The following is a 6147-nucleotide window of genomic DNA, read 5'->3' as shown; positions in this document are numbered from 1 at the left end:
CCGGACATCGCCAGCCCCCCACCGGCCGCAGTGTGCAGCCGCAGCACGGTGTTCTTCAGCGTCGCATCCGTCTCGGCACCCGGCGCGACCGTCACCATGACGGGGTCGTCGGCGACGATGCGCACCGAGTCGTTCGCACCGGTCTGCGGCTCGGCGACGGTGCACTCCGTGCCGGCGGGCAGGCCGCCGAACGTCTGCGTGTACTCCCCCGCGGCCGCCCCTGCGGGGATATCGACGGTCTCAGCCAGCCCGTTGGTGCACATCACCGACAGGGAGATCGCGGACTGCTGCCCGGCTCCCGTGCCGTTGATGACCTTGACCACGCGTAGCGAGCCCGGTTTGAAGGTCACCGTGTTGGTGAGGCCGACCTCAGCAGTCGCCCCCGGTTCGATCGTCACGGTGACCGGGTCACCGGGCACGACCTCGACCTCGGTGTTGGACCCCGACTCCCGCTCGGTGATGACGCACTCCGACCCGGCAGGGATCTGCTCGTACCTCTGCGTGTAGTCACCGGCCGCCGCGCCGGCGGGGATGGTGAAGGTCTCATCCAGCCCGCTGTCACACATGACGCCGACCTGGATCTCCGACTGCGAGCCGGCCGCGTCACCCGTCACGGTCTTGGTCAGCGCGAGCGACCCGGGCCGGAGCTCGACCGTGTTGGTCACGCGCGCCTCGACGGCAGCACCGGGTGCGATGCTCACGGTCACCGGGGCGTCCGTCGTCACCTCCACGACGGCGTTGGAGCCGGTCGCGAGCTCCGTCACGGTGCACTCGTCCCCGGCGGGAAGGCCCGTGTACGACTGCTCGTACTCACCCGCCGCCGATCCCGCGGGGATCACGAAGATCTCCTCCAGACCGCTGGTGCACATGATGCCCACCGACACGTCGTCCTGCGAACCGGCCGCGCCGCCCGCGATGACCTTGACGAGGTTGAGCGAGCCCGGGTTGATCTCGACCGTGTTGGTGACGGTCAGCGCCAGCCCCTCGGGCACCATCGTGGCCGTCTGCGGGGCATCGGTGGTGACGCCCACCTCGGCGGTTGCCCCGGTGGTCGGCTCGGTGACCGTACAGGTGCTGCCGACCGGGATGCCGGTGAAGGTGTAGGTCTGGGTCGTGCTGGTCCCCGCGGGAATGTCCTGCGTGAACGTGTACCCCTCGCCGCAGTCGATCACCAGCTGGGCCGCGCCCTGCTGGCCCACCGCCGCACCGGCGAACGCCTTGTTGACGGTGAGGTCACCGGTGGTGAAGAACTCCGCCGTCGCGGTCGCGACGGCATCCAACTGCGTCGTCTCGGCGAGGATCAGCGGCTGCGCGTCGCTGTACAACGGGGTGTCGCCGTCGTAGAGGTAGATGTTGCCGCGCTGCACCGTCACGGTGGCTCGGGCGCTCAGGACGGTTTCCACACCCGTCACCCCGGGCCCGGTGATCCAGATGGATGTGCCTGATGGGACGCTGCTCGCGTTCGGGATCGGCGTCGTGGCGGCGGCGTCGCTGTACATCGTGTAGCCGTCCGGCACGCTCACGGTCACCGCCGCGGCGCCCCCGGCCGTGACGACGTAGGGGCCCGCCGCGCTCCCCACGGGTGCGGAGACGGATGCCGGGTTGATCGCCACCTCGGGCGCCGCCGGCTCGGTGACCGGCCCGTTGGCCTGGGCGTCCGCGATGATCGCCTCGGTGGCAGCGCGAACAGGCGAATCGTCGCCCAGCACCACCCCGTCCGTGAAGTACCAGATCGCCGCCTGGACGGCGGCCGCCTGCTGGTCGGGCGTCAGGCCCGCCGGCGCTGCGACCGCCGGGAAGTAGTTGTTGAGGATGTAGGTGACGTAACCGATGTTCGGCACATTGGCCTCGGACCACGTCCCCGACTGGTAGCTGATGCCGGCGGCGGCGGGAATGCGCACGGAGATGCAGTACATCTCGCCGATCAGGGACGGGTCATCGACCGACGTGGTGGTGATGATGCCGATGAACCCGTACTGCGAGGTGAAGTCCGCCGCTGCATCGTCCGGATACGGGGTTGCGGGGTTGGGCACGGTGTCCGTGGGTGGCAGATAGACCGTGGTCCGCAGTCCCTCGGCGGGGGCTTTGGTGACGATCTCGGTGTTCGGTCCGATTCTCGCGTCGGCCACCGGGGCGGCGTCGTCGATGCTCGCTTGTGCGGCCGTCAACGGCGTCGCCACCAAGGCTGCGGCGGCGAGTGTGCCCACAAGCGCGAGCAGACCGTGTTTGCGGTGGCGGGAACGGGCGGGGGAAGAGGAGTGTGAGCTCATGATTGCCTTCCGACGTGCTGGCAATGCGGCGGACTGACCACGCCGCATACCCCACCGGTGGCCCGGACGAATGAAGCTGACGGTCAGGACCACCGCTAGAGTCGCGGCGACAGGATAACCACGGCGACATTCGCGGCTCAATTTGGAGGCTGCTATGAGAAATCCGTGACGTCCGTCACTGCGTCACGGCGCAGCGGGGGGCGGACCCGCACGCGCGGCCACCGAGACGGGCATGACCCCGTACGTCGCGCCGAGGGTGACGGTGGCCACGAGGCCGTCGAGCTCGCACGCGATCACCTCCGCCCCCACGGTGGCGGCGACGTGCGCGGCACGTTCGCACGGCACGCCCGCGACGGCACCGGATGCCGCGTCGGCGGCGGCGAGCGCGGCGGCATCGGCGGCGCCCGCGAGCCGCTGGCTCCACACCGCCGCGGTCCCGACGCTCAACAGTGAAGCCCCGAGCAGCAGGCCCGTGGCGAGCACGCCGACGGCGGCGACGGTACCGGGCATCAGCGCCCCTCTCCCACGGCGCACGCGGTGGCGCGCAGCTCGGCGAGCGGCAAGGGCAGTCCCGTCGGCGCGGTGGCCGTGACGCACACGAGGTCGCCGTCGGATCCGATGGCGGCGGCAGCCCCGGTGACCGCGCGCGACACGGCATCCTGCACACGCCCGTCGGCTTCGCCCCGCGCGGCCAGCCGGGCACCCTGCGCCGCGCCCTGCTCGAGTCTGACCTGGCGGCCCGATGCGGTCAGTGCCCCGGCGAACAGCAGGAACACGATGATCACCGCCGGCAGGGCGACGGCCAGCTCGGCGGCGGCCGACCCCCGGTCGTCCCACCGGCGGCTGCTCATCAGGCGACCGTGAGCGCGCGCCGCACGAGATCGGTGAGGATGCCGCGCACCTCGTCGGAGCGCATGATCACCACCAGGAGTCCAGCGAAGGCGACAGCGGCCATGGTCGCCACCGCATACTCCGCGGTGGCCGCGCCGCTCTCGTCGGCGATCAGTCGCGCCGCGCGACGGCGGGTGAGTACGGGAAGGGTGTCGGGTGTGCGGGTCATGATTCTCCTTGTCGTGAGGTGGTTCGGGCACGGGTCAGAGCGTGAGCGGGGTCGTCGCGAGCACGCCGAGGAGCATGGGTGCCACCCCGAGCAGCAGAAAAGCGGGGAGCGTGCACACGCCCAGCGGCAGCAGCAGCCGTGACGACAATCGCGCCGCACGCAGCCGCCCCTCGACGCGGGCACGGTGGCGGGCATGGGCGGCGTAGGCGCGCAGCAGCTCGACCGCCGGGGCACCGGCCGTGCGCGAGAGCTCGAGCACGGCAGTGGTGCGCGGGTGCTCCCCGATGCCGGTCGCGGTGACGAGATCTCGCGCACGGGGAATCGAGACGCCGCCGGCGAGGGCGACGGCGAGCAGCTCGGCGTCCAGCCCGGGGACCCCCGGCGGCGGCTGCGCGCGGGCGATCAGCCGGGCGGTCCATCCGCGCGCGCCGAACATGAGCAGGGCGCCCGCCACGACGGCGGCCGCACCCAGCGGCTGGGTGGAGACGGCCCCCACGGCGTCGAACCCGAGCGCTGCGCCGAGGGCTACGGCGACCAGCGGCAGCCAGGCGATGAGACGCGCGGTGGCGACCGGCTCGGCCAGCGCGACTCGCACGTCGTCGGCGGCCGCCTGCGCGTCGCGCAGCGCTTCGGCCACCGCGCGCAGGCTCGCCGCCAACGGCGCTCCGACGGTCATCGCGACAGACCAGGCGTCGGCGACATGACGCCACGTGCCGCCCGCCGCGGCGATGGCCGCCGCCAGCGCGGCGCCCTTCGCGACCCGGGCGCACACCGCCGCCGCCGTGGCGTTTCCGGACGAGGCGAGGTGCTCCCAGGCCCGGTGCGGTGTGATCCCGGCCTGCAGCAGCACCGCGAGCTGCAGCACCGTGGTCGCCGCGGCATCCGCGTCGGGGGGTTGCGCGCGGGGGCGCCGGCCGATCACCGCGGCACCGCCTCGAGCGACAAGGCCCCGCCGGCCAGCACGGGCCGCGCCATCCCCGTGACCTTGCGCGCACCGCCCGCCCCACGCGCGACGTGCACGACGCACCCGATCGCGCTGACGACCTGGCGGGCGACGGCGCGCTCGTCCATGCCGGCCAGGGCGCCCAGCGCCTCCAGGCGGGCGGGCACGTCGCCCATGGCACCGGCGTGCAGGGTTCCCGCGCCGCCGTGGTGCCCGGTGTTCAAGGCCGTGAGCAGGTCGCGCACCTCCTCGCCCCGGCACTCCCCCACCACGAGCCGATCGGGCCGCATGCGCAGCGCCTCTCGCACCAGCCGCGCAAGCGACACCGCTCCGGCGCCCTCGAGGTTCGGCTGACGCGCTTCGAGCCGTACGTGATGCGGGTGCCGCAGCCGCAGCTCGGCGACATCCTCGATCGTCACCACTCGCTGCGAGTGCGGCACCCGGTCGAGCAGGGCCGCCAACAGCGTCGTCTTTCCCGACCCGGTGGCGCCGGTGACCAGCACGTTCACGCGCTCGTCAACGACGGCGTCGAGAAGCTCGCGCGTGCGGGGGCCGAACATGCCGAGGTCCCCCAGCGCGTCGAGGTCGGGGATGATCGGCGCCGGCGCGCGCAGCGAGATCACGGTGCCGCCGCGCGAGACCGGCGGCAGCACCGCGTGCACGCGGAATCCGCCTTCGAGACGCACGTCGACGCACGGAGTGGCGTCGTCGAGGTGGCGGCCACCGAGCGCGATGAGGTCGACCGCCAAGGTGCGGACCTCGCCTTCGGACATGCGCCATCCGCTCACGCGCTCCGCGCCGCGACCGCGGTCGACGAAGAGTCCGTCACCGCCGTTGACGAAGAGGTCGGTGACATCGGGATCGGTCAGCAGCGCCGCGAGCGGCGCGAGGGCGGCGTCGGCCGGCACGACGCGGAGTGCGGACGGGGGTCGCGCCGACTCAGGGCGGGGCCGCTGAGCCGCCGCGCCCCCCGCCTGAGATGGCTCCCGAGGAGCAGCCCCCTGCTGCACGCTGCCCTGCCGCGGCACCGGAACCGCGCCCGGCGACCACCGCTGCAGCCGGACCGCACCCGACGACTCCACCGTCTCCGGAACCGCGCGCGCTGCCGGCCCCGGAACCACCACCGGCGGCACCGTGAGCGGCAGCGCGCGCCGCGGCGTCTCGGCGCCGGCGGCGCTCGGCACGTCGGGAGCCGCGCCGACACGGCGGGGCAGGACGACGAAGGCGCTGGTCATGAGCCGACGGTAGGCCGGCGGGCAGACCCTGCGCGGTACCTCGACCCTGATCCGTGGAGGACACGCCCATCACGGCGATCTGGGGAGAACGGGCGGAGAAAGAGATGGCGGCATCCCATGGGGGGGATGGGATGCCGCCAGACAACGAACACCGTCCTGGGGGGAGGACGGGCGTTGCATGCGCCAGAACCCTGTTCGGCTGAGCCAGAACCGAATTCGACTGAGAACGAGCTTACGCAACCGCTGTCGAGCGGGCAAAACCGGCGCCCGGCGCGCCGTCGGATCCGAGCCGTGGGAGCCGGCATCCCCCACTATCGGCAGTAGTGACCGCCTCGGGGCGCTCAATAGAGTGGCCCGCGATGACGGTCAGCCCGTCACGCCGACCCGCAAAGGAGCGCGCCGACATGAGCAGCCAGATCGACCACCTGCTGAACGAGACCCGCCGATTCGCCCCGCCCGCAGACTTCGCCGCGAACGCCGTGGCCACCGGCGAACTGTACGAACAGGCCGCCGCCGACCGCGAGGGATTCTGGGCCGACCAGGCCCGGGAGCTGCTGCACTGGCACAAGCCCTTCACACAGGTGCTGGACTGGTCCAACCCCCCGTTCGCGACCTGGTTCGCCGACGGCGAGCTGAATG

Annotated in this window: 7 protein-coding genes; 1 reads left to right on the top strand and 6 read right to left on the bottom strand. The window is 72.7% G+C overall.

Features of this window, described 5'->3' with window-relative positions; all coding sequences use genetic code 11:
- The 6 genes from NQ160_RS16640 to NQ160_RS16615 form a co-directional block, all read right to left on the bottom strand.
- Window positions 1-2270 (bottom strand): thioester domain-containing protein (locus NQ160_RS16640; protein ID WP_257516277.1); only part of this gene is annotated, 2270 nt, incomplete at its 3' end.
- 183 nt (window positions 2271-2453) lie between these two features.
- Entirely contained in the window at window positions 2454-2780 is a 327-nt protein-coding gene (locus NQ160_RS16635; protein WP_257516276.1) for an Rv3654c family TadE-like protein, read from the bottom strand.
- The gene (locus NQ160_RS16630) at window positions 2780-3121 is read right to left on the bottom strand and encodes a TadE family type IV pilus minor pilin (protein WP_257516275.1); all 342 of its coding nucleotides are present in this window, start codon (window positions 3119-3121) and stop codon (window positions 2780-2782) included. Before NQ160_RS16630 ends, NQ160_RS16635 begins: the two co-directional genes overlap by 1 nt.
- On the bottom strand, window positions 3121-3330 hold the full coding sequence (locus NQ160_RS16625; protein ID WP_257516274.1) for a DUF4244 domain-containing protein: 210 nt from the start codon (window positions 3328-3330) through the stop codon (window positions 3121-3123). The genes NQ160_RS16630 and NQ160_RS16625 overlap by 1 nt, the downstream gene beginning before the upstream one ends.
- 34 nt (window positions 3331-3364) lie before the next feature.
- Window positions 3365-4252 carry a type II secretion system F family protein gene (locus tag NQ160_RS16620; RefSeq protein ID WP_257516273.1) on the bottom strand — a complete coding sequence of 296 codons (888 nt, stop codon included), beginning with the start codon at window positions 4250-4252 and terminating at the stop codon, window positions 3365-3367.
- On the bottom strand, window positions 4249-5508 hold the full coding sequence (locus NQ160_RS16615) for a TadA family conjugal transfer-associated ATPase (RefSeq protein ID WP_374113669.1): 1260 nt from the start codon (window positions 5506-5508) through the stop codon (window positions 4249-4251). The genes NQ160_RS16620 and NQ160_RS16615 overlap by 4 nt, the downstream gene beginning before the upstream one ends.
- A gap of 404 nt (window positions 5509-5912) precedes the next feature.
- Between NQ160_RS16615 and NQ160_RS16610 the strand changes: the two genes are divergently transcribed.
- Window positions 5913-6147: acetyl-coenzyme A synthetase N-terminal domain-containing protein (locus NQ160_RS16610; protein WP_306853555.1), on the top strand; the 235-nt coding region annotated here is incomplete at its 3' end.

This window comes from Microbacterium sp. zg.Y909 (genome assembly GCF_024626565.1).
This window is presented reverse-complemented; position numbering and strand designations above follow the sequence as displayed.

Coding starts and splice junctions, on each gene's coding strand:
- NQ160_RS16635 (WP_257516276.1), bottom strand. CDS start 2,780: ATGCCCGGTACCGTCGCCGCCGTCGGCGTGCTCGCCACGGGCCTGCTG.
- NQ160_RS16630 (WP_257516275.1), bottom strand. CDS start 3,121: ATGAGCAGCCGCCGGTGGGACGACCGGGGGTCGGCCGCCGCCGAGCTG.
- NQ160_RS16625 (WP_257516274.1), bottom strand. CDS start 3,330: ATGACCCGCACACCCGACACCCTTCCCGTACTCACCCGCCGTCGCGCG.
- NQ160_RS16615 (WP_374113669.1), bottom strand. CDS start 5,508: ATGACCAGCGCCTTCGTCGTCCTGCCCCGCCGTGTCGGCGCGGCTCCC.